This window comes from Pseudomonas sp. LBUM1673 (genome assembly GCF_059695645.1).
Genome location: NZ_CP166780.1, coordinates 5,426,192 through 5,446,517, shown reverse-complemented (window position 1 = coordinate 5,446,517; position 20,326 = coordinate 5,426,192). Strand labels below are relative to the sequence as shown.

Annotated in this window: 18 protein-coding genes, 1 tRNA gene and 1 pseudogene; 12 read left to right on the top strand and 8 right to left on the bottom strand. The window is 59.9% G+C overall.

Annotation, left to right across the window (positions count from 1 at the left end; translation table 11 throughout):
• Nucleotides 1-3 precede the first annotated feature (3 nt).
• Entirely contained in the window at nt 4-1,248 is a 1,245-nt protein-coding gene (locus ACA044_RS24930) for an MFS transporter (protein ID WP_497443730.1), read from the bottom strand.
• 103 nt (nt 1,249-1,351) lie between these two features.
• Between ACA044_RS24930 and ACA044_RS24925 the strand changes: the two genes are divergently transcribed.
• The gene (locus ACA044_RS24925) at nt 1,352-2,245 is read left to right on the top strand and encodes a LysR family transcriptional regulator (RefSeq protein ID WP_497443729.1); all 894 of its coding nucleotides are present in this window, start codon (nt 1,352-1,354) and stop codon (nt 2,243-2,245) included.
• Nucleotides 2,246-2,313: 68 nt separating this feature from the next.
• On the opposite strand, the gene ACA044_RS24920 is transcribed toward ACA044_RS24925, so the two are convergent.
• The 5 genes from ACA044_RS24920 to ACA044_RS24900 all read right to left on the bottom strand — a co-directional run bounded on the left by ACA044_RS24920 (nt 2,314) and on the right by ACA044_RS24900 (nt 8,169).
• Nucleotides 2,314-2,535: a formate dehydrogenase subunit delta gene (locus ACA044_RS24920; RefSeq protein ID WP_497443728.1), complete on the bottom strand. Its 222-nt coding sequence runs from the start codon at nt 2,533-2,535 to the stop codon at nt 2,314-2,316.
• Nucleotides 2,532-5,420 (bottom strand): formate dehydrogenase subunit alpha, encoded by a 2,889-nt coding sequence (fdhF, locus tag ACA044_RS24915; protein ID WP_497443727.1) that lies wholly within the window; start codon nt 5,418-5,420, stop codon nt 2,532-2,534. Before fdhF ends, ACA044_RS24920 begins: the two co-directional genes overlap by 4 nt.
• Nucleotides 5,417-6,979 (bottom strand): formate dehydrogenase beta subunit, encoded by a 1,563-nt coding sequence (locus tag ACA044_RS24910; RefSeq protein WP_497443726.1) that lies wholly within the window; start codon nt 6,977-6,979, stop codon nt 5,417-5,419. The genes fdhF and ACA044_RS24910 overlap by 4 nt, the downstream gene beginning before the upstream one ends.
• Nucleotides 6,976-7,452, bottom strand: a complete 477-nt coding sequence (locus ACA044_RS24905; RefSeq protein ID WP_497443725.1) for a formate dehydrogenase subunit gamma — start codon at nt 7,450-7,452, stop codon at nt 6,976-6,978. Before ACA044_RS24905 ends, ACA044_RS24910 begins: the two co-directional genes overlap by 4 nt.
• 339 nt (nt 7,453-7,791) lie before the next feature.
• Nucleotides 7,792-8,169 carry a hypothetical protein gene (locus ACA044_RS24900; RefSeq protein ID WP_497443724.1) on the bottom strand — a complete coding sequence of 126 codons (378 nt, stop codon included), beginning with the start codon at nt 8,167-8,169 and terminating at the stop codon, nt 7,792-7,794.
• Between the two features lie 126 nt (nt 8,170-8,295).
• Here ACA044_RS24900 and ACA044_RS24895 point away from each other — a divergent pair.
• Nucleotides 8,296-8,400: pseudogene (locus ACA044_RS24895) on the top strand (PH domain-containing protein); the annotation flags it as partial.
• Between the two features lie 18 nt (nt 8,401-8,418).
• Here the strand turns inward: ACA044_RS24895 and ACA044_RS24890 are convergent.
• Together ACA044_RS24890 and ACA044_RS24885 are read right to left on the bottom strand one after the other, a co-directional pair.
• Complete coding sequence (locus tag ACA044_RS24890; RefSeq protein WP_497443723.1) at nt 8,419-8,748, bottom strand: hypothetical protein; 330 nt, start codon at nt 8,746-8,748, stop codon at nt 8,419-8,421.
• Nucleotides 8,749-8,907: 159 nt separating this feature from the next.
• A tRNA-Leu gene (locus ACA044_RS24885) sits at nt 8,908-8,992 on the bottom strand.
• Between the two features lie 107 nt (nt 8,993-9,099).
• Here ACA044_RS24885 and queA point away from each other — a divergent pair.
• From queA to thrC, 10 genes are all read left to right on the top strand, one after another.
• Nucleotides 9,100-10,149 carry a tRNA preQ1(34) S-adenosylmethionine ribosyltransferase-isomerase QueA gene (gene queA / locus ACA044_RS24880; protein ID WP_476225796.1) on the top strand — a complete coding sequence of 350 codons (1,050 nt, stop codon included), beginning with the start codon at nt 9,100-9,102 and terminating at the stop codon, nt 10,147-10,149.
• 14 nt (nt 10,150-10,163) lie between these two features.
• Entirely contained in the window at nt 10,164-11,279 is a 1,116-nt protein-coding gene (gene tgt, locus ACA044_RS24875; protein ID WP_010457900.1) for a tRNA guanosine(34) transglycosylase Tgt, read from the top strand.
• Between the two features lie 43 nt (nt 11,280-11,322).
• Nucleotides 11,323-11,658 (top strand): preprotein translocase subunit YajC, encoded by a 336-nt coding sequence (gene yajC, locus ACA044_RS24870; protein ID WP_008014002.1) that lies wholly within the window; start codon nt 11,323-11,325, stop codon nt 11,656-11,658.
• A gap of 63 nt (nt 11,659-11,721) precedes the next feature.
• Nucleotides 11,722-13,590, top strand: coding sequence for a protein translocase subunit SecD (gene secD / locus ACA044_RS24865; RefSeq protein ID WP_497443722.1), 1,869 nt, complete (start codon nt 11,722-11,724; stop codon nt 13,588-13,590).
• Between the two features lie 9 nt (nt 13,591-13,599).
• Nucleotides 13,600-14,514 (top strand): protein translocase subunit SecF, encoded by a 915-nt coding sequence (gene secF / locus ACA044_RS24860; protein WP_497443721.1) that lies wholly within the window; start codon nt 13,600-13,602, stop codon nt 14,512-14,514.
• Nucleotides 14,515-14,633: 119 nt separating this feature from the next.
• Complete coding sequence (locus tag ACA044_RS24855) at nt 14,634-15,182, top strand: glycine zipper 2TM domain-containing protein (RefSeq protein ID WP_497443720.1); 549 nt, start codon at nt 14,634-14,636, stop codon at nt 15,180-15,182.
• Between the two features lie 305 nt (nt 15,183-15,487).
• Nucleotides 15,488-16,384, top strand: coding sequence for a site-specific tyrosine recombinase XerD (gene xerD, locus ACA044_RS24850; RefSeq protein WP_007934017.1), 897 nt, complete (start codon nt 15,488-15,490; stop codon nt 16,382-16,384).
• Nucleotides 16,385-16,651: 267 nt separating this feature from the next.
• Complete coding sequence (locus ACA044_RS24845; protein ID WP_497443719.1) at nt 16,652-17,383, top strand: thioredoxin fold domain-containing protein; 732 nt, start codon at nt 16,652-16,654, stop codon at nt 17,381-17,383.
• Between the two features lie 133 nt (nt 17,384-17,516).
• Nucleotides 17,517-18,821: a homoserine dehydrogenase gene (locus tag ACA044_RS24840; protein WP_497443718.1), complete on the top strand. Its 1,305-nt coding sequence runs from the start codon at nt 17,517-17,519 to the stop codon at nt 18,819-18,821.
• A 66-nt stretch (nt 18,822-18,887) separates the two neighbouring features.
• Nucleotides 18,888-20,297, top strand: coding sequence for a threonine synthase (gene thrC, locus ACA044_RS24835; RefSeq protein ID WP_007897604.1), 1,410 nt, complete (start codon nt 18,888-18,890; stop codon nt 20,295-20,297).
• Nucleotides 20,298-20,326 lie beyond the last annotated feature (29 nt).

The window sequence follows — 20,326 nt, the reverse complement described above, 5'->3', positions numbered from 1 at the left end:
ATTTCAAGCCGAGCCAAGTTCCAATGCATAGTTTTTTTCAACGCGGGGAAAGAGCGGTACCGTCAGCAGTGCACAAAAGGCAGCTACCAGCCACACCGCACCCCAGGAGAAATGAGTCATGAGGGCGGACGCCGCGATGGGCGTCGCGAACAGCACGACAAAGACGCAGGTATTGCCCATGGCCAGGGCTGTGCCTGCCCGACTGGCACCTGCCAGTGTGGCAAGTTCTGTGTAGGCAACGCCGTGCCAGGCGGACACGCTGATGCCGGCGATGACCATCACACCAATGATCAGGGCGTTGGCCAGTGGGGTTTCGCTCATGCCGTAGAAGCTGGCTGCCGATACTGTACCGCCCAGCACCAAAAAGGTCAGAGCACTCAACCAGGCGCAGGCTTTAAGGTAACTGCGCCGGTTTTTATTTTTATCGGTCCAGCGTCCGCTCCAGATCCTGCTGACGATCGCGCCAATTTGTATGACCGCCAACGTAGCGGAAACCAGCGTGATATTGATGTTGCCAAAGTCATGAAAAAACACGGCTGCATAAGTGAGAATGGCAAATTGCGGGGCGCAGAGCAGGCCGATGGCCAAAACGATTCGCCAGACCCTCAAGTCTTTCAACGGGCTGCTGCTAGCCTCCAGGCTCTGCTTCTTCGCTGCATTGCTGGAGAAGTCGGGCTCATACAGCCAGAACCACGCAAACAGGCCGGCGACGAGGCAGAACAGGGCAGAGGCCGTGAACACTTCAACAAATCCGTATGTGTGAGCGAGATAGGGCAGCACCACCGCGCCCAAGGCATAACCCCCCGGTACGGCCGTTTGCCGAATGCTCATGGCCAGCCCTCGCTCGCCCTCTTTGAACCACGCCATGATGGCTCGACCACTGGCGCCGTTGACGCTGCTCCCGAGCAAGCCCACCACGAACAAGCCAACTGCCAGCAAAACCACCGTGGGCGCAAACAAGGCAAGCATCGCCAACACCAGCAAGGCGATCCCGGAAGTGAGAAGCCCCGTCAGCAACACAGGACGGTCCCCCCAGCGATCAGTCAACAGCCCCCACGGTATCTCGCTGACGGCGATGCCCAGGCCTAAAACCCCCAAGACAAGTCCCAATTCGGCGTTATCAAGTTGATACGTCGCTCGCATATAGACCGCTGTTGCAGGTAGTCCCCCCACCACACTGGAAAAGCTTGCATTGGCCGCAACGCCGACGCCAAGCACTTTCCAGCGGTGATTGTTATCCACAGGCATGAGCATCCCACTCGTTCATTAGTTGTGGGGCCAAGACTGTCATGGGAATATCGTCTCGAATATCAGATTATTTTTCGTATTTGTCCCGAAAAACAGGATGGTTATGAGGCCGTTAAATTTCGACTTGGATGCCATGCGCAGCTTCGTCACCGGGGTCGAACTGGGCAGTTTTGCCAAGGCCGCGCAAAAGCTCGCGCGTTCGACGTCAGCCATCAGCGCCCAATTGAAGAAGCTCGAAGCCCAGGTGGGCTCGCCGCTGTTCAAAAAGTCGGGTCGCACGCTGGCCCTGACGGACACCGGAGAGGTGCTGCTGAATTACGCACAACGTCTTTTGAGCCTCAACGATGAGACGATTGCGGCTGTTTCCGAACTCAAGCTTAAGGGCTGGGTACGTCTCGGGCTTCAGGAGGATTTCAGCGGATTCCTGCCGACAGTGCTGGGTCGGTTCGCCAGAGCTCATCCCGATGTTCGAGTCGAAGCCCGGATTGCACGCAATGCGGATCTGCTGAGCCGGATCGAAAACGGCTCGCTCGACCTCGCGGTGGTGTGGGGGGACGTCAGAACCGGGTATCAGGAAAGGGTGGCGGAACTGCCCATGCAGTGGATCGGCTCTTCTCACCAGTACCTCGACTGGCGCATCGAATCAGGAACGCCGCTGCCCATCATCGCGTTCGACGCGCCCTGTCCGTTTCATTCGATGGCCACTGAGGCGCTGAACCGCGAAGCAATTCCCTGGCTGCTGTCGTTCACCAGCTCCAGCCTCAATGGTTTGTCTGCGGCGACCGAGGCTGGTCTGGGTTACACGATCAGGACAGCTTTGGGCTTGCAATCAGGCACCGAGCTTTTGGTCGCCGGCGAACGGGGGTTGCCACCGTTACCCTCCATAGCCCTGACGTTACATAGACGAGAGGCTAACCCTGATCCGCTGACTGAGCGGTTGTCGAGTATCGTGATACAGGCCATTCGCAGTGAGATTGTTTATGGATCGGACGAGTAGCGGCCAGTATCGATGGGTGTAAGGAACGCCCCTTGGCCTGTCTTCACAGACCAAGGGGGCGTGTGAACCTAAGCCTCCCAGCCCGCCCCACTGACCGCCGCCTGCACCAGTGGGTGCAAGTCTTCCCCCGGATGCGCCGTCTGCCAGGCCAGCAACTCCTTGCGCATGCTGGGCGCCCAAAACATCTGCAGATGATTACGCACGCTGAGCACGGCCTGTTGCTGGTCCGGTTCGCTGGCGAAGTACTGGGCGATCTGGTTGGCCATTTTGATCAGGTTGTCAGTGCTCATCGGCGAACCTCGGCTTTTGTCCCGGCGCTGCGTTCATGGCGACGTTCGTCGAGCAGACGTTGTTGTTCGTCGCTGAATGCCTGGTAGCGTTTTTGCCACTCGGAAGGGTGGTAGACGCGGCTGACTTCCACAGCGGTGACCTTGTACTCCGGACAGTTGGTGGCCCAGTCAGAGTTGTCGGTGGTGATGACGTTGGCCCCCGATTCAGGGAAGTGGAAGGTGGTGTACACCACGCCTGGGGCTACCCGTTCGGTGATCCGCGCCCGCAGTACGGTCTGGCCAGCGCGGCTGCCGATGCCGACCCAGTCGCCTTCGTTGATGCCACGGCTCTCGGCGTCGGTCGGGTGGATTTCCAGGCGGTCTTCGTGGTGCCAGGCGACGTTGTCGGTACGCCGGGTCTGGGCGCCGACGTTGTACTGACTGAGGATGCGCCCGGTGGTCAGCAGAAGGGGATAGCGACTGTTGACCTTTTCCTCGGTGGGCACGTAGCCGGTGAGCATGAAGCGCCCCTTGCCGCGCACGAATTGCTCGATGTGCATGGTCGGCGTGCCGTCCGGTGCCGCGGCATTGCACGGCCATTGCAGGCTGCCGTGGCGATCCAGTTCGGCGTAGCTGACGTTAGTGAAGGTCGGCGTCAGGCTGGCAATTTCATCCATGATTTCTGATGGATGTTTGTAGCTCATGGGATAACCCAGAGCGTTGGCCAGGGCCATCGTGCCTTCCCAGTCGGCCTTGCCGCCCAGAGGGTCCATGACTTTGCGCACCCGAGAGATGCGCCGCTCGGCGTTGGTGAAGGTGCCGTCTTTTTCCAGGAACGAGCAGCCCGGCAGGAACACGTGGGCGAACTTGGCGGTTTCGTTGAGGAAAATGTCCTGCACCACGATGCATTCCATGGCGGACAGGGCTGCGGTGACGTGTTGGGTATTCGGGTCGCTCTGGGCGATGTCCTCGCCCTGGCAATACAGGCCCTTGAAGCTGCCGCTGAGGGCGGCTTCGAACATGTTGGGAATGCGCAGGCCCGGATCGGGTTGCAGGGTGACATTCCAGGCCTGTTCGAACTGCGTCCGTACCACCTCGTTGGAGATGTGGCGGTAGCCAGGCAGCTCGTGGGGGAAAGAACCCATGTCACAGGAGCCCTGAACGTTGTTCTGCCCACGCAGCGGGTTCACGCCCACGCCTTCGCGGCCGATGTTGCCAGTGGCCATGGCCAGGTTGGCGATGCCCATGACCGCGGTGCTGCCCTGGCTGTGCTCGGTGACGCCCAGGCCGTAATAGATCGCTGCGTTGCCGCCGGTGGCATACAGACGAGCAGCGGCGCGGATGTCGGCAGGCTCTACGCCGCAGATGGCGCCAAGGACTTCCGGCGAGTTTTCCGCGCGGCTGACGAACTCGCTCCAGTGGGCGAAATCCGTTCCCTCGCAACGGGCGTCGATGAAGGGCTGATTGAGCAAGCCTTCGGTGACGATGACGTGGGCCAGGGCGTTGAGCATGGCGACGTTGGTGCCCGGGCGCAGGGCCAGGTGCAGTTCGGCGCGGGCATGCACCGAGTCCACCAGATCAATGCGTCGTGGGTCGATGACGATCAGCCGTGCGCCTTCACGCAGGCGACGTTTGAGCTGCGAGGCGAACACCGGGTGGGCGTCGCTGGGGTTGGCGCCCATCACCAGGATCACGTCGGCCTGCATCACCGAGTCGAAACTCTGGGTGCCGGCGGACTCGCCCAAAGTTTGTTTCAGGCCATAACCGGTCGGCGAGTGGCAGACCCGCGCACAGGTGTCGACGTTGTTATTGCCGAACGCGGCGCGCACCAGTTTTTGCACCAGATAGGTTTCTTCATTGGTGCAGCGGCTGGAGGTGATGCCACCAATGGAGTCGCGGCCATATTTTTGCTGCAGCCGGCGGAATTCGCTGGCGGCGTAGGTCACCGCTTCATCCCAGCTGACTTCCTGCCAGGGGTCGTTGATGTGCTGGCGGATCATCGGCTTGGTGATGCGATCCGGGTGGGTGGCGTAGCCCCAGGCAAAGCGCCCTTTGACGCAGGAGTGGCCGTGGTTGGCCTGGCCGTTCTTGTCTGGAACCATGCGCACCAGCTGGTCGCCTTTCATCTCGGCGCGGAACGAGCAGCCCACGCCGCAGTAGGCGCAGGTGGTGATCACGCTGCGTTCGGGCTGACCCAATTCGACCACGCTTTTTTCCATCAGGGTCGCGGTGGGGCAGGCTTGCACACAGGCGCCGCAGGACACGCATTCCGAGTCGAGGAAGTTCTCGCCACCGGCGGCCGCGACCCGGGATTCGAAACCGCGCCCGGTAATGGTCAGGGCAAAGGTGCCCTGAGTTTCTTCGCAGGCGCGTACGCAGCGGTTGCAGACGATGCACTTGCTCGGGTCGTAATCGAAGTAGGGGTTGGAGGTGTCCTTCACGTCGGCCAGATGATTGTCGCCTTCATAGCCATAACGTACTTCCCGCAGGCCAACCTGGCCGGCGACGGTTTGCAGCTCGCAGTTGCCATTGGCCGAGCAGGTCAGGCAGTCCAGCGGGTGATCGGAGATGTACAGTTCCATGACGTTGCGGCGCAGGGTCGCGAGCTTCGGCGTCTGGGTGTGCACGCTCATGCCTTCGCTGACCGGCGTGGTGCAGGACGCCGGGTAGCCGCGCATGCCATCGATCTCCACCAGGCACATGCGGCAGGAGCCGAAGGCTTCCAGGCTGTCGGTGGCACACAGTTTGGGAATGGTGGTGCCCAGCAGCGCGGCGGCGCGCATCACCGAGGTGCCTTCGGGCACGCTGATGCTGCGGCCGTCGATGTTCAGGGTGACTTGCACTTGGCTGTCGCGAGCGGGGGTTCCCAGGTCGATATCGGTGTTCGGGTCGAAAAGAGTGATCATTGGTCGGCCTCCGAAGGTTGCAGACCGAAGTCGGCGGGGAAGTGCTTGAGGGCGCTGGCGACCGGAAAGGAAACCATGCCACCCAACGCGCACAGCGAACCGTATTGAAGGGTGTCGCACAGGTCCTTGAGGATGATCACCTGCTCATCACGACCACTCTGGTCAGGCGCGGCCAGCAGGCGGTCGATCACCTCCACACCCCGGGTCGAGCCGATGCGGCATGGGGTGCATTTGCCACAGGATTCCTCGGCGCAGAACTGCATGGCGAAGCGCGCCATATGGGCCATGTCCAGGCTGTCGTCAGCCACCACCACACCACCGTGACCGAGCATGGCGCCCATGGCAGCGAAGGCCTCGTAATCCAGCGGCGTGTCGAATTGCGACGGTGGCACCCAGGCGCCAAGCGGGCCGCCCACCTGCGCAGCTTTCAGCGGCCGGCCACTAGCGGTGCCACCGCCGTAGTCTTCCACCAATTCCCGCAGGGTCAGGCCAAAGGCCCGTTCCACCAGGCCACCGCGACGAATATTGCCCGCCAGCTGGAAGGGCATAGTGCCCAGTGAGCGGCCCATGCCGTAATCACGATAGAACTGCGCGCCCTTGGCCAGAATCAGCGGCACCGAAGCCAGGGTCAGCACGTTGTGCACCAGCGTCGGCAGGCCGAACAGGCCCTGCAACGCGGGGATCGGCGGCTTGGCGCGGACGATCCCGCGCTTGCCTTCGAGCGAGTCCAGCAGCGCGGTTTCCTCACCGCAGATGTAAGCGCCGGCACCGACTCGCACTTCCATATCGAAGGCCTGGCCGCTGCCGCCGACATTGGCGCCGAGGTAGCCGGCGGTCCGGGCGATGTCCAGCGCCTGGCGCAGTGTGGCCACGGCCTGTGGATATTCCGAGCGCACATAGATGTAGCCATAAGTGGCGCCGACGGTGATGCCGGCAATGGCCATGCCTTCGATCAGCAGAAAGGGGTCGCCTTCCATCAACATGCGGTCGGCGAAGGTGCCGGAGTCGCCTTCATCGGCGTTGCACACGATGTATTTCTGCGCCGCTTGGGTAGCGCGCACCGTGCGCCATTTGATCCCGGCGGGGAAGGCCGCGCCGCCACGGCCACGCAGGCCTGAATCGAACACCTCAGTCGCGGTCTGTTCGCCACCGATGGTGACGGCTCTTTTCAAACCCTCGAAACCGCCATGATCCCGGTAATCGTCGAGGTACAGCGGCCGGGTGATGCCAGCGCGGGCAAACAGCAGGCGTTGTTGAGACTTGAGATACGGCAACTCTTCCATCAGACCCAAGGCCAGTGGATGCGAGGAGGGCTCGCCTTGCAGTGCATCGAGCACGGACGGCACATCGGCAGCAGTCAGCGGGCCGAAGCCGATACGGCCTTGCGGGCTGTCCACTTCCAGCAGCGGTTCTAGCCAGTACAGGCCGCGAGAACTGGTGCGTTGCAACTCCAGAGGCACAAAGCGTCCCCGGGCATGGGTGATCAGGGCCACCGCAACCTCTTCGGCACCCACGGCACGGGCCAGCGAATCACGGGGCAGATAGAAAGCCGGCATCATGCGTCCTCCCGACAAGCGTCGAGCAAGGCATCGAGACGCTCAGCACTGAGCCGCGCATGCACCTGGCCATCCAGCTCCAGAGCGGGCGAACAGGCACAGGCGCCGAGGCAATACACCGGGCGCAGGCTGATATTGCCGTCGGCGCTGCTGCCGTGGTCGTCCAGTTGCAGGCGTTCGCGCAATTGCGCCGCAAGCAGCTCGGCACCACGGCTCTTGCAGGACTCGGCCCGGCACAGACGCAGGATATGCCGAGCCGGCGGCGCGGTGCGGAAGTCATGGTAAAAGCTGATCACCCCGCGAACCTCGGCCTGACTCAGGTTGAGGGCGTGGGCAATCTCGGGGATGGCGGCATCGGGGATGTAACCGATACCCTCCTGAATCTCATGAAGGATGGGCAACAGTGCGCCAGGGGAGCGCTTGTGGCGCTCCAGCAGGCTGTTGACCATAGGCAGGTGCAACATCTCATCAGGCATACAGCATTCCTCACGGTCACGGACAAACCAGGCGGTTGTCGGTCGTCCGAAAGTGTCGGCTGCGGCACTCACACCACGTCACGGCATCGTGGCAATTTCAGGCCGTTGGCCAGGGCACCCTGAGCGGGCATCTTGTTGTGCCCGATGCGGTCTTTGCCGCACCTCTTAAAGGGCATTAAGGCAGCTTGCCACGCTGCTTTTGATTCATCTGCACCAAAGCGACGTGTTCGATTCTGTCTACGACTACCTATTAAGTCTAGAAGAGCACAGCCTGAGGCGTTCGCTCACTGAGTATTTTTCAGGTAATCCTCGAGCTCGATGAGCGGAGTGTCAAAACACTCACTTGGCGGGAAGGATCATCACCCACAACACCACCGTGGTCAGGGCCGCCAACACACTGCACGCTCCGGCGATGAAATGACGGACGACGGGGTATTCAGATTGCTTGAGCCTGGCGATCACCAGAAGCCAAGTTCCGACAAAGGCACCTAAAATCGCCATCAATGTATAGAACATGAATACAACGCCCCATGCCGAGTTTCCTCCGGGGACAAACCATCTGTTGAACAGAATCAGCACCACCATCCCGACAATAAAACTGCCCACGGCACCTGCCAGGTTAGCGAGCCACAGATTCACCGTGCCGCGGTTCCTCACGACCCAAACCCACATACCCACGGTCGCAGCGAAGAACACCAACATGCCGATTAGCTTCATTCAATCCTTTTCCTTGTTAACAATGCCCCTGAAATCGCCATTGGACATCTTTGATGAGATGAAGCGATGGAGGCACGATATCAAACCGATGGCTCTGTGCTGAAGGGCGTTGTTGTCTGATGTGGGTTGGATTCCGAGTTGGAGATTTGTTTTTCATCGTAGGGGACGGTGAAGTTTGAATTCACCGGCAGGACATCGATGATGGAGCTTTCGAAGCTGATTTCTCCGCATGCTCCCCAGTCCGATCATTTACTGAATGTCTTTCAGATAATCCTTGAGCGCGATGAGCGGGGCATCAAGCTGTTCCATTGTCCGCGCAGCGCTGAAATCTGCTGCCAATCTAAGCAATTCACGGCCCAGGACTGTATCAACACCGCCAATAGCGTTCAGTGCCAAACCCAGGCATTCATCCACTTTACTCTGGATCGCCTCGACATCACCCCTACGCACCAGCAACCCAAACACCTCCCGCTCATAATCACTCATCATCAAATCATCACGCAGAATCGAACTTGAATCTTCCGTCTCATAAGCGAGCTTGAGGGAGAAAAGGGCGACGGTTTCCAGCAGCAATTCCATGGGGGGGAATCCTTGTGAAATGTTCCACCGGTGTGGGCGGCGTGGAAGAGCAAGATCAAAAGATCGCAGCCTTCGGCAGCTCCTACGGAGGCGGTGGGGCGGGATCACTTTTCTACAGGCGAAAAAAAAGGCCTTGCAAAGCAAGACCTTTCTTAATTTTGGTGCCCCGAGGGAGACTCGAACTCCCACTCCTTTCGAAAACGGATTTTGAATCCGCCGCGTCTACCAATTCCGCCATCAGGGCTCAATGGCGGCGAAGTATAGAGATGAGATAACCGTCGGTCAATCAGGTACATGGAGAATTTTCACTATTTCCGCTAGACTTCCGGGCCCTGCTAGACGAACCCCATCATGCGCGTTGCTGACTTTACTTTCGAACTCCCTGATTCGCTGATCGCTCGCCACCCTTTGGCCGAGCGTCGCGGTAGTCGCCTGTTGACCCTTGATGGGGTCAGCGGCGCCCTGGCACACCGTCAATTCACTGATTTGCTTGAGCATTTGCGCCCGGGCGATTTGATGGTGTTCAACAATACCCGGGTGATTCCGGCGCGGCTGTTTGGCCAGAAGGCTTCCGGCGGCAAGCTGGAAATCCTGGTGGAGCGGGTGCTCGACAGTCATCGCGTGCTGGCGCATGTGCGTTCCAGCAAGTCGCCCAAGCCCGGTTCGAAGATTTTGATCGACGGCGGTGGCGAGGCCGAGATGCTGGCGCGTCACGATGCATTGTTCGAGCTGGGGTTTGCCGAAGAGGTGTTGCCGCTGCTCGACCGCGTCGGGCACATGCCGTTGCCTCCTTATATAGACCGCCCGGATGAAGGCTCGGACCGCGAGCGTTATCAGACGGTGTACGCCGAGCGTTTGGGCGCGGTGGCGGCGCCGACGGCGGGGCTGCATTTCGATCAGCCGCTGATGGAGGCGATTGCCGCCAAGGGTATAGAGACCGCATTCGTGACCTTGCACGTGGGGGCGGGCACGTTCCAGCCGGTGCGGGTCGAGAAGATCGAAGACCACCACATGCACAGTGAATGGCTGGAAGTCGGTCAGGATGTGGTGGATGCCGTTGCCGCTTGCCGCGCTCGCGGTGGGCGGGTGGTGGCGGTGGGGACCACCAGCGTGCGTTCCCTGGAAAGCGCCGCGCGCGATGGCGTGCTCAAGCCGTTCAGTGGCGACACCGACATCTTTATCTACCCGGGCCGGCCGTTTCATGTGGTCGATGCCTTGGTCACCAACTTCCATTTGCCTGAATCCACGCTGTTGATGCTGGTTTCGGCGTTCGCCGGTTATCCCGAGACCATGGCCGCTTATAAAGCTGCCGTCGACAACGAATACCGCTTTTTCAGCTACGGTGATGCGATGTTTATCACCCGTAACCCCGCACCACGTGGCCCTGAGGAAATAGAATGAGTCGCACCAGTCGCATGTCCTTTGAGCTCCTTGCCACCGATGGCAAGGCGCGTCGCGGTCGTTTGACCTTCCCTCGCGGTACCGTCGAGACCCCGGCGTTCATGCCGGTGGGCACGTACGGCACGGTCAAGGGCATGCTGCCGCGGGATATCGTCGCCACCGGCGCGGAAATCATTCTGGGCAACACCTTCCACTTGTGGCTGCGTCCTGGCACCGAGGTGATCAAGAAGCACGGCGACCTGCACGATTTCATGCAGTGGAAAGGCCCGATTCTGACCGACTCCGGCGGTTTCCAGGTGTTCAGCCTGGGCGCCATGCGCAAGATCAAGGAGGAGGGCGTGACGTTCGCCTCTCCGGTCGACGGCGCCAAAGTGTTCATGGGCCCGGAAGAGTCGATGCAGGTCCAGCGCGATCTGGGCTCGGACATCGTGATGATTTTCGACGAATGCACGCCGTACCCGGCTGATGAAGACGTCGCGCGTATTTCCATGGAGTTGTCGTTGCGTTGGGCCAAGCGTTCGAAAGAAGCCCATGGCGACAACACGGCGGCGCTGTTCGGCATTGTTCAAGGCGGTATGCACCAAGATTTGCGCATGCGCTCCCTGGAAGGCCTCGACAAGATCGGCTTCGATGGCCTGGCCATCGGCGGTCTGTCGGTGGGCGAGCCCAAGCACGAGATGATCAAGGTGCTGGATTACCTGCCGGGCCAGATGCCGGCTGACAAACCTCGTTACCTTATGGGCGTTGGCAAACCGGAAGATCTGGTTGAGGGTGTGCGCCGCGGTGTGGACATGTTCGATTGCGTGATGCCAACCCGTAATGCCCGCAATGGGCATCTGTTCATTGATACAGGCGTGCTGAAGATCCGTAACGCGTTCCATCGCCATGATGATTCGCCGCTGGATCCGACCTGCGATTGCTATACCTGCCAGAACTTCTCCCGTGCTTATCTGCATCATCTGGACAAGTGCGGCGAAATGCTGGGTAGCATGTTGAATACCATCCACAATTTGCGCCATTACCAGGTGCTTATGGCTGGTTTGCGCGAGGCTATTCAACAGGGTACATTGGCCGCCTTTGTCGATGCCTTCTACGCCAAACGCGGGTTACCTGTTCCGCCTTTGGACTGAGTTTTCTGACCCCAAGATTCAACATTTGCAACTGGAGTGCTAAATGAGCTTTTTTATCTCTAATGCCATGGCTGACGCCGCTGCACCTGCCGCAGGCCCAATGGGTGGCGGCTTTGAGTGGATTTTCCTGGTCGGTTTCCTGGTCATCTTCTACCTGATGATCTGGCGTCCACAGGCCAAGCGCGCCAAAGAGCAGAAGAACCTGCTGGGCAGCCTGCAAAAAGGTGACGAAGTCGTGACCACCGGTGGTATCGCCGGCAAGATCACCAAAGTGTCCGACGACTTCGTTGTTCTGGAAGTCTCCGACACCGTCGAAATGAAATTCCAGAAAGGCGCCATCGCCGCCACGCTGCCAAAAGGCACGCTCAAAGCGATCTAAGTTTCAACTTCTACTCAATCGACGGGGCGCGCAAGGCGCCCCGCGTCATAAGCGGGCGGCGTGATGCTGAACAAATACCCTCTGTGGAAATACATTCTGATCCTGGCGGTGCTGGCGATCGGTCTGATTTATTCCGCTCCCAATCTATACCCTGACGACCCGGCCATTCAGGTCAGCGGTGCAAGCACTGCGCTGCAGGTTACTCAGGCTGATCTGGATCGTGTGAGCAGCGCGCTCAAGGACTCCGGGATCAACGTCAAGGCGGCCACCCTGGCTGCGGGCGGCAAGGGCGGTCTGATCCGTCTGTCCAAGGCTGAAGATCAGCTGCCAGCCAAAGACGTCGTGCGCAAGGCATTGGGTGATGACTACGTCGTTGCACTGAACCTGGCACAAACCACTCCGCAATGGCTGCGCAGCTTAGGTGCGCACCCGATGAAGCTGGGTCTGGACTTGTCCGGTGGTGTGCACTTCCTGCTGGAAGTGGACATGGACAAAGCCCTCGACGCACGCCTGAAAGTCTACGAAGGCGACGTCAAGAGCCTGTTGCGTAAAGAGAAACTGCGCTATCGCAGCCTGCCGCAACTGGGCGGTGCCATTCAGCTGGGCTTCACTGATGAAGCAGCCCGCGAACAGGCCCGTGTGCTGATTCGCAAGAACTTCAACGATTTCGACATTGTTCCGGCCGACCTCAATGGCCAACCGGTGCTGCGTCTGGCGATGACCCCGGCCAAGCTGGCGGAAATCCGCGAATACTCCATCAAGCAGAACTTGACCACGGTACGTAACCGCGTCAACGAGCTGGGTGTTGCCGAACCTATCGTTCAGCGCCAAGGCGCCAACCGCATCGTGGTTGAGCTGCCGGGCGTGCAAGACACTGCAGAAGCCAAGCGTATCCTCGGCAAGACGGCCAACCTGGAGTTCCGTCTGGCGGCTGAGCCTGGCGCTTCGAAAGCCACTTCCGAAACCTTCGAATTCCGTGAAGGCAACCGTCCTCCAGCGCAGATCGAGCGTGGCCTGATCATCACCGGTGACCAGGTGACCGATGCCAAGGCTGGCTTCGGCGAGCAAGGCACGCCAGAAGTGAACATCCGTCTGGATGGCCACGGCGGCGAGCTGATGAGTCGTGCGACCCGCAACAACGTCGGTCGCAGCATGGCCGTGATCTTCATCGAACAACGTCCTGTCACCACTTACACCAAGCAAGTGGTCAACGGCGTCGAGAAAGACGTACCGGTTCAGACGTTTAAAGAAGAGAAGAAGATCATCAGCCTGGCGACCATCCAGTCGCCGCTGGGTGCCCAGTTCCGCATCACTGGCCTGAACGGCCAGGGCGAATCGTCCGAGCTGGCGCTGCTGCTGCGTGCCGGTGGTCTGGCGGCACCGATGTACTTCGCGGAAGAGCGCACCATTGGCCCGAGCCTGGGTGCTGACAACATCATCAAAGGTATCGATGCATCGCTGTGGGGCATGCTGTTTGTCTCGCTGTTCATCATGGCCATCTACCGCTTCTTCGGCATCATCGCCACCGTCGCGCTGACGGTGAACATGGTGATGCTGCTGGCCTTGATGTCGCTGCTGGGTGCAACGCTGACCCTGCCGGGTATCGCCGGTATCGTGTTGACCATGGGTATGGCGGTCGACGCCAACGTACTGATCTTCTCGCGGATACGTGAAGAGATCGCCGCCGGCATGACTGTGCAGCGGGCAATCAACGAAGGCTTCGGCCGGGCATTCACCGCGATTCTCGACGCCAACCTGACAACCTTGTTGGTCGGCGGGATTCTCTTTGCCATGGGCACCGGCCCGGTCAAGGGTTTCGCCGTGACCATGTCCCTCGGGATCTTTACCTCGATGTTCACGGCCATCATGGTGACCCGCGCGATGGTCAACCTGATCTTCGGCGGTCGTGACTTCAAGAAGTTGTGGATTTAAGGGGCTGCCATGTTACGTACAATCAACTTCATGGGCGTTCGCAACGTTGCGTTCGGCGTCACATTGTTCCTCACGGCATTGGCTTTGTTCAGTGTCGCCACCAAGGGCATGAACTGGGGTCTGGACTTCACCGGCGGTACGCTCATCGAGCTGACCTACGAGCGTCCGGCCGATGTCACCAAAGTGCGTGAGCAGCTGGTTACATCGGGTTATAACGAGGCGATCGTACAGAGCTTCGGTGCGACTACCGATTTACTGGTGCGTATGCCAGGTGAAGACCCGCAACTGGGTCACCAGGTGGCCGAGGCCTTGCAGAAGGTCGGCGGCGACAACCCTGCGGTGGTCAAGCGCGTCGAGTATGTCGGCCCGCAGGTAGGTGAAGAGCTGCGCGATCAGGGTGGCCTCGGCATGCTGATGGCGCTGGGCGGCATTTTGATCTACCTGGCTTTCCGCTTTCAGTGGAAGTTTGCGGTCGGTGCGATCGTGTCCTTGATCCACGACGTGATCGTGACCATCGGTATCCTGTCGTTCTTCCAGATCACCTTCGACCTGACGGTACTGGCGGCGGTGCTGGCGATCATCGGTTACTCGCTCAACGACACCATCGTGGTATTCGACCGGGTTCGTGAGAACTTCCGGGTTCTGCGCAAGGCCAGCCTGATCGAGAACATCAACATCTCGACCACGCAAACCCTGCTGCGGACCATGGCGACGTCGATCTCCACCTTGCTGGCGATCGCGGCCCTGTTGTTCTTCGGTGGCGACAACCTGTTCGGCTTCTCCATTGCCCTGTTCATCGGTGTTCTGGCGGGTACTTACTCGTCGATCTACATCGCGAACGTGGTGCTGATCTGGCTGAACCTGAGCAGCGAGGACCTGATTCCTACTGCAGTGGCCGAGACGGAAGTCGACGACCGCCCATAACGGCTATCGTTTTTCCTGCTGTTGGCCGAGAAGGCGCGAGTGTTGAACTCGCGCCTTTTTTTATGCTCCAAGGCTGGGAGAAGCGGGTTTGTCCCGTCTGTGATGGTCAGGAGGTTCATGTGAACAAGTCGTTGCTGGTTGGTGCGGTATTGGGTGCTGTCGGTGTGACTGCCGGGGGCGCTGTTGCCACCTACAACCTGGTTAAAAGCGGCCCTGAGTATGCGCAAGTGCTGGCCGTTGAACCGGTCAAGACGCAAATCAAGACTCCACGTGAAGTGTGCAAGGACGTTACGGTGACCCGACAAGCGCCGGTGAAAGATCAACACCAGATCGCCGGTACGGTGGTCGGTGCGCTGGCGGGTGGCCTGTTGGGCAACCAGATCGGCGGCGGTACAGGCAAGAAAATCGCCACAGTGGCCGGTGCGGTCGGCGGCGGTTATGCGGGCAACAAGGTGCAGGAAGGCATGCAGGAGCGTGACACCTACACCACGACTCAGACTCGCTGCAACACGGTCAATGACATCAGCGACAAGGTTGTAGGCTACGACGTTCGTTATTCGCTGGACGGCAAGGAAGGCAAAGTGCGGATGGACCGCGATCCGGGCAACCAGATTCCGGTCGACAAGGAAGGCAAGTTGATCCTGGGGCAGAACGAACCGGCCCAGTAAATGAGCTGAGCGCCTCATACAAAAAGAAGCATCCCGCAGGGGTTAATGCTAGTCGGTTAAGCGCAATCCAATGTGGGAGCGGGCTTGCTCGCGAAGACGGTGGTACAGTCAATATTGATGTCGCCTGACACACCGCTTTCGCGAGCAAGCCCGCTCCCACAGGCTGCGCACTTTAACTGACTGGCATTACCTGCAAGGGATGCTTTTTTTATGCCTGAATTTTAGGTGTCACTACCAACGTGCTGTGAAAGACTAGCGTCAATCTTCGTTATTCGCGGCCTTTTGCCTGCCTGTCCTGAGCCCCCATGCCCGCCATCGATCATCCCCTGATAGACCAGTTCCTCGACGCCCTGTGGCTGGAGAAAGGCCTTTCCGATAATACCCGCGATGCCTATCGCAGTGACCTGGCCTTGTTCAACGGCTGGTTGCAGGAGAAGGGCCTGGAACTGATCAACGCTGGACGCGAGTTGATCCTCGATCACTTGGCCTGGCGCCTGGAGCAAAACTACAAGCCCCGTTCTACGGCGCGGTTTCTTTCCGGTGTACGTGGCTTCTATCGCTATTTGTTGCGAGAAAAGCTGATCGCGGTCGATCCGACCTTGCGCGTCGATATGCCCCAGTTGGGTAGACCGTTGCCTAAGTCCTTGTCGGAAGCCGATGTGGAAGCGCTGCTAGCCGCGCCAGACTTGAGCGAAGCCATCGGCCAGCGAGACCGCGCCATGCTGGAGGTGCTTTATGCGTGTGGTTTGCGGGTGACGGAGCTGATTAGCCTGACGCTGGAACAGGTCAATCTGCGCCAGGGCGTGCTGCGGGTGATGGGCAAGGGCAGCAAGGAGCGACTGGTGCCGATGGGCGAGGAGGCGATTGTCTGGGTCGAGCGCTATATGCGCGATGCCCGTGGCGAGTTGCTGGGTGGGCGGCCCAGCGATGTGCTGTTCCCCAGCCAGCGCGGCGAGCAAATGACCCGCCAGACCTTCTGGCATCGGATCAAGCATCAGGCCAAGGTCGCGGGGATCGGCAAGTCGTTGTCGCCGCACACCCTGCGTCATGCCTTCGCCACGCACCTGCTCAACCACGGTGCCGACCTGCGGGTAGTGCAAATGCTGCTCGGCCACAGCGATCTCTCGACCACCCAGATCTACACCCACGTCGCCCGCGCACGCTTGCAGGATTTGCACGCCAAACATCACCCGCGCGGCTAACGCAGCTCCTGGGATGGAAATGCTGACCTGTGGCGAGGGGGCTTGCCCCCGTTCGGCTGCGCAGCAGTCGTCAATCCCCACGCCTCGGTCCATATGTCGGATAGGGATCGCCAAAGAGGGGCTGCTTCGCAACCCAACGGGGGCAAGCCCCCTCGCCACAGGGGCCTTATGTGGTAGGCTTTGCCGGTTTGCACGATGGGCGGTTATGACCCGGTGTTTCGGCACGGGCGTTCTGATCGTCCCATTTGTCCGCCTTCAGGAGTTCTCATGCGTCTGACCCAGATTTTCGCCGCCGCAGCCATTGCGTTGGTCAGCACCTTTGCCGTCGCCGATGACGCGGCCGACAAAGCCATTCGTAAAAGCCTGGAAAACCTCAAGCTCGAGGTGCCGGTCGAAACCATCAGCGCCAGCCCGCTGCCAGGTCTGTACGAAGTCAAACTCAAGGGCAGCCGCGTGCTTTACGCCAGCGCCGACGGCCAATACGTCGTTCAGGGTTACCTGTTCCAGCTCAAGGACGGCCAACCGGTCAACCTGACCGAGAAGACCGAACGCCTGGGCATTTCCAAACTGATCAACGATATTCCAGTGGCTGAAACCGTGGTTTACCCGGCGATCGGTGAAACCAAGTCGCACATCACTGTGTTCACCGACACTACATGCCCGTACTGCCACAAACTGCACGCCGAAGTGCCTGAGCTGAACAAGCGCGGCATCGAAGTGCGTTATGTTGCGTTCCCGCGCCAGGGCCTGGGCTCGCCGGGTGATGAACAACTGCAAGCCGTGTGGTGCTCCAAAGACAAGAAAGCAGCCATGGACAAAATGGTCGATGGCAAGGAAATCAAGGCCGCCAAGTGCGAGAACCCGGTTTCCAAACAGTTCGCCCTTGGTCAGTCGATTGGGGTAAACGGTACACCGGCCATCGTTTTGGCCGACGGACAAGTCATTCCGGGCTACCAGCCTGCGCCACAAGTCGCCAAACTGGCACTGGGCGCGAAATAATTTCGTATCGTCACGGTCAGCCTATGACGATCGTGGTCCGGTGGCAGGTTTGCCGGGCCATCAATAGAGGGCCGCGTCATTGCGGTTGTTTTCACGGCCGACCCTGCGTCGGCCGTTTTATGGGGAGTTCACAGTGAAACCGGTCAAAGTAGGCATCTGTGGGTTAGGGACCGTCGGTGGCGGTACCTTCAACGTACTTCAGCGCAACGCCGAGGAAATTGCTCGTCGTGCCGGGCGTGGAATCGAAGTGGCACAAATTGCCATGCGCACGCCAAAGCCTCAGTTCCAGACGACCGGTATTGCGATTACCAACGATGTCTTCGAAGTGGCCACGAACCCTGAGATCGACATCGTCATAGAGCTGATGGGCGGCTACACCGTTGCCCGCGAGCTGGTACTCAAAGCGATCGAGAACGGAAAACACGTGGTCACCGCGAACAAGGCACTGATTGCCGTTCACGGTAATGAAATTTTCGCCAAGGCCCGCGAGAAGGGCGTGATCGTGGCGTTCGAAGCGGCCGTGGCCGGCGGCATTCCGGTGATCAAGGCGATCCGTGAAGGTTTGTCCGCCAACCGCATCAACTGGGTGGCCGGGATCATCAACGGCACCGGTAACTTCATCCTCACCGAAATGCGTGAAAAGGGCCGGACCTTCGAAGACGTCCTCGCCGAGGCGCAAGCCTTGGGTTACGCCGAAGCCGATCCGACTTTCGACGTGGAAGGCATCGACGCGGCCCACAAGCTGACGATCCTGGCGTCCATCGCGTTCGGCATTCCGCTGCAATTCGACAAGGCTTACACCGAAGGCATCACCAAGCTGACCACCGCTGACGTGAACTACGCCGAGGCCCTGGGCTATCGCATCAAACACCTGGGCGTGGCGCGCAGCACCGCGGCCGGTATCGAATTGCGCGTGCACCCGACGCTGATCCCGGCCGACCGCCTGATCGCCAACGTCAACGGCGTGATGAACGCCGTGATGGTCAATGGTGATGCTGCCGGTTCGACCCTGTTCTACGGCGCTGGCGCCGGCATGGAACCGACCGCTTCGTCGGTGATCGCCGATCTGGTGGACGTGGTGCGTGCCATGACCTCCGACCCGGAAAACCGCGTACCGCACCTGGCTTTCCAGCCGGATTCGCTGTCGGCCCATCCGATCCTGCCGATCGAAGCCTGTGAAAGCGCTTACTACCTGCGCATTCAGGCCAAGGACCATCCGGGCGTGTTGGCTCAGGTGGCGAGCATCCTGTCGGAGCGCGGCATCAACATCGAATCGATCATGCAGAAGGAAGTCGAAGAACACGACGGCCTGGTGCCGATGATCCTGCTGACCCATCGTGTGCTGGAACAGCACATGAACGCCGCGATCACCGCCCTGGAAGCCTTGGAAGGCGTGGTCGGCCCGGTCGTACGGATCCGCGTCGAGCACTTGAACTAAGCCGTTATCGTTCACCGGGCTCGTGCGCGGGCCCGGGTTTGCGAACACTGTCTATTGGAGCCAGTCATGCGTTATATCAGTACCCGCGGCCAGGCACCGGCCCTGAATTTCGAAGACGTCCTGCTGGCAGGCTTGGCCACGGACGGCGGCCTGTACGTGCCGGAAAACCTGCCACGTTTCACCCAGGAAGAGATCGCTTCCTGGGCCGGCCTGCCGTATCACGAACTGGCCTTCCGGGTGATGCGTCCGTTCGTCACCGGCAGCATTCCCGATGCCGATTTCAAAAAGATTCTTGAAGAAACGTATGGCGTGTTTTCCCACAACGCCGTTGCGCCACTGCGTCAGCTGAATGGCAACGAATGGGTGCTGGAGCTGTTCCACGGCCCGACCCTGGCGTTCAAGGACTTCGCCCTGCAACTGCTGGGTCGTCTGCTCGACTACGTGCTGGAAAAGCGCGGCGAGCGCGTGGTGATTGTTGGCGCCACTTCCGGCGACACCGGTTCAGCGGCGATCGAAGGTTGCAAACACTGCGAAAACGTCGACATCTTCATCCTGCACCCGCACAACCGTGTGTCCGAAGTGCAACGCCGCCAGATGACCACCATCTTCGGCGAGAACATCCATAACATCGCCATCGAAGGCAACTTCGATGACTGCCAGGAAATGGTCAAGGCCAGCTTCGCGGACCAGAGCTTTCTCAAGGGCACTCGCCTGGTGGCGGTGAACTCGATCAACTGGGCGCGGATCATGGCCCAGATCGTTTACTACTTCCACGCAGCCCTGCAATTGGGCGGCCCGGCGCGTTCGGTGTCGTTCTCGGTACCGACCGGCAACTTCGGCGATATCTTCGCCGGTTACCTGGCGCGCAACATGGGCCTGCCGATCAACCAGCTGATCGTCGCCACCAACCGCAACGACATCCTGCACCGCTTCATGAGCGGCAATCAGTACGTCAAGGAAACCCTGCACGCCACGCTGTCGCCGTCGATGGACATCATGGTGTCGTCGAACTTCGAACGCCTGCTGTTCGACCTGCACGGTCGCAACGGCGCGGCGATTGCCGGTTTGATGGACACCTTCAAGCAGGGTGGCGGTTTCAGCGTCGAACAGGAACGCTGGACCGAAGCCCGTAAGCTGTTCGATTCGTTGGCTGTGGACGACGCCCAAACCTGCGAAACCATTGCCGAAGTCTTTGAGCAAACCGGTGAGCTGCTGGACCCGCACACCGCCATTGGTGTGAAGGCCGCGCGCGAATGCCGCCGCAGCCTGGATATCCCGATGGTGATCCTGGGCACGGCCCATCCGGTCAAATTCCCTGACGCAGTGGAGAAAGCCGGTGTAGGAAAAGCGCTTGAGCTACCTGCACATCTTTCTGATTTGTTTGAGCGAGATGAGCGTTGCACCGTATTGCCGAATGACCTGAAAGCCGTGCAGGCCTTTGTCAGTCAGCATGGCAACCGCGGCAAGCCGCTGTAACCGGCAAAAGTTGTCACATTTTGAAGCCC

What these genes read in the sequence shown, in the direction of transcription:
- ACA044_RS24930 (WP_497443730.1), bottom strand. Translation starts at nt 1,248, where the DNA reads ATGCCTGTGGATAACAATCACCGCTGGAAAGTGCTTGGCGTCGGCGTT.
- ACA044_RS24925 (WP_497443729.1), top strand. Translation starts at nt 1,352, where the DNA reads ATGAGGCCGTTAAATTTCGACTTGGATGCCATGCGCAGCTTCGTCACC.
- ACA044_RS24920 (WP_497443728.1), bottom strand. Translation starts at nt 2,535, where the DNA reads ATGAGCACTGACAACCTGATCAAAATGGCCAACCAGATCGCCCAGTAC.
- fdhF (WP_497443727.1), bottom strand. Translation starts at nt 5,420, where the DNA reads ATGATCACTCTTTTCGACCCGAACACCGATATCGACCTGGGAACCCCC.
- ACA044_RS24910 (WP_497443726.1), bottom strand. Translation starts at nt 6,979, where the DNA reads ATGATGCCGGCTTTCTATCTGCCCCGTGATTCGCTGGCCCGTGCCGTG.
- ACA044_RS24905 (WP_497443725.1), bottom strand. Translation starts at nt 7,452, where the DNA reads ATGCCTGATGAGATGTTGCACCTGCCTATGGTCAACAGCCTGCTGGAG.
- ACA044_RS24900 (WP_497443724.1), bottom strand. Translation starts at nt 8,169, where the DNA reads ATGAAGCTAATCGGCATGTTGGTGTTCTTCGCTGCGACCGTGGGTATG.
- ACA044_RS24890 (WP_497443723.1), bottom strand. Translation starts at nt 8,748, where the DNA reads ATGGAATTGCTGCTGGAAACCGTCGCCCTTTTCTCCCTCAAGCTCGCT.
- queA (WP_476225796.1), top strand. Translation starts at nt 9,100, where the DNA reads ATGCGCGTTGCTGACTTTACTTTCGAACTCCCTGATTCGCTGATCGCT.
- tgt (WP_010457900.1), top strand. Translation starts at nt 10,164, where the DNA reads ATGTCCTTTGAGCTCCTTGCCACCGATGGCAAGGCGCGTCGCGGTCGT.
- yajC (WP_008014002.1), top strand. Translation starts at nt 11,323, where the DNA reads ATGAGCTTTTTTATCTCTAATGCCATGGCTGACGCCGCTGCACCTGCC.
- secD (WP_497443722.1), top strand. Translation starts at nt 11,722, where the DNA reads ATGCTGAACAAATACCCTCTGTGGAAATACATTCTGATCCTGGCGGTG.
- secF (WP_497443721.1), top strand. Translation starts at nt 13,600, where the DNA reads ATGTTACGTACAATCAACTTCATGGGCGTTCGCAACGTTGCGTTCGGC.
- xerD (WP_007934017.1), top strand. Translation starts at nt 15,488, where the DNA reads ATGCCCGCCATCGATCATCCCCTGATAGACCAGTTCCTCGACGCCCTG.
- ACA044_RS24845 (WP_497443719.1), top strand. Translation starts at nt 16,652, where the DNA reads ATGCGTCTGACCCAGATTTTCGCCGCCGCAGCCATTGCGTTGGTCAGC.
- thrC (WP_007897604.1), top strand. Translation starts at nt 18,888, where the DNA reads ATGCGTTATATCAGTACCCGCGGCCAGGCACCGGCCCTGAATTTCGAA.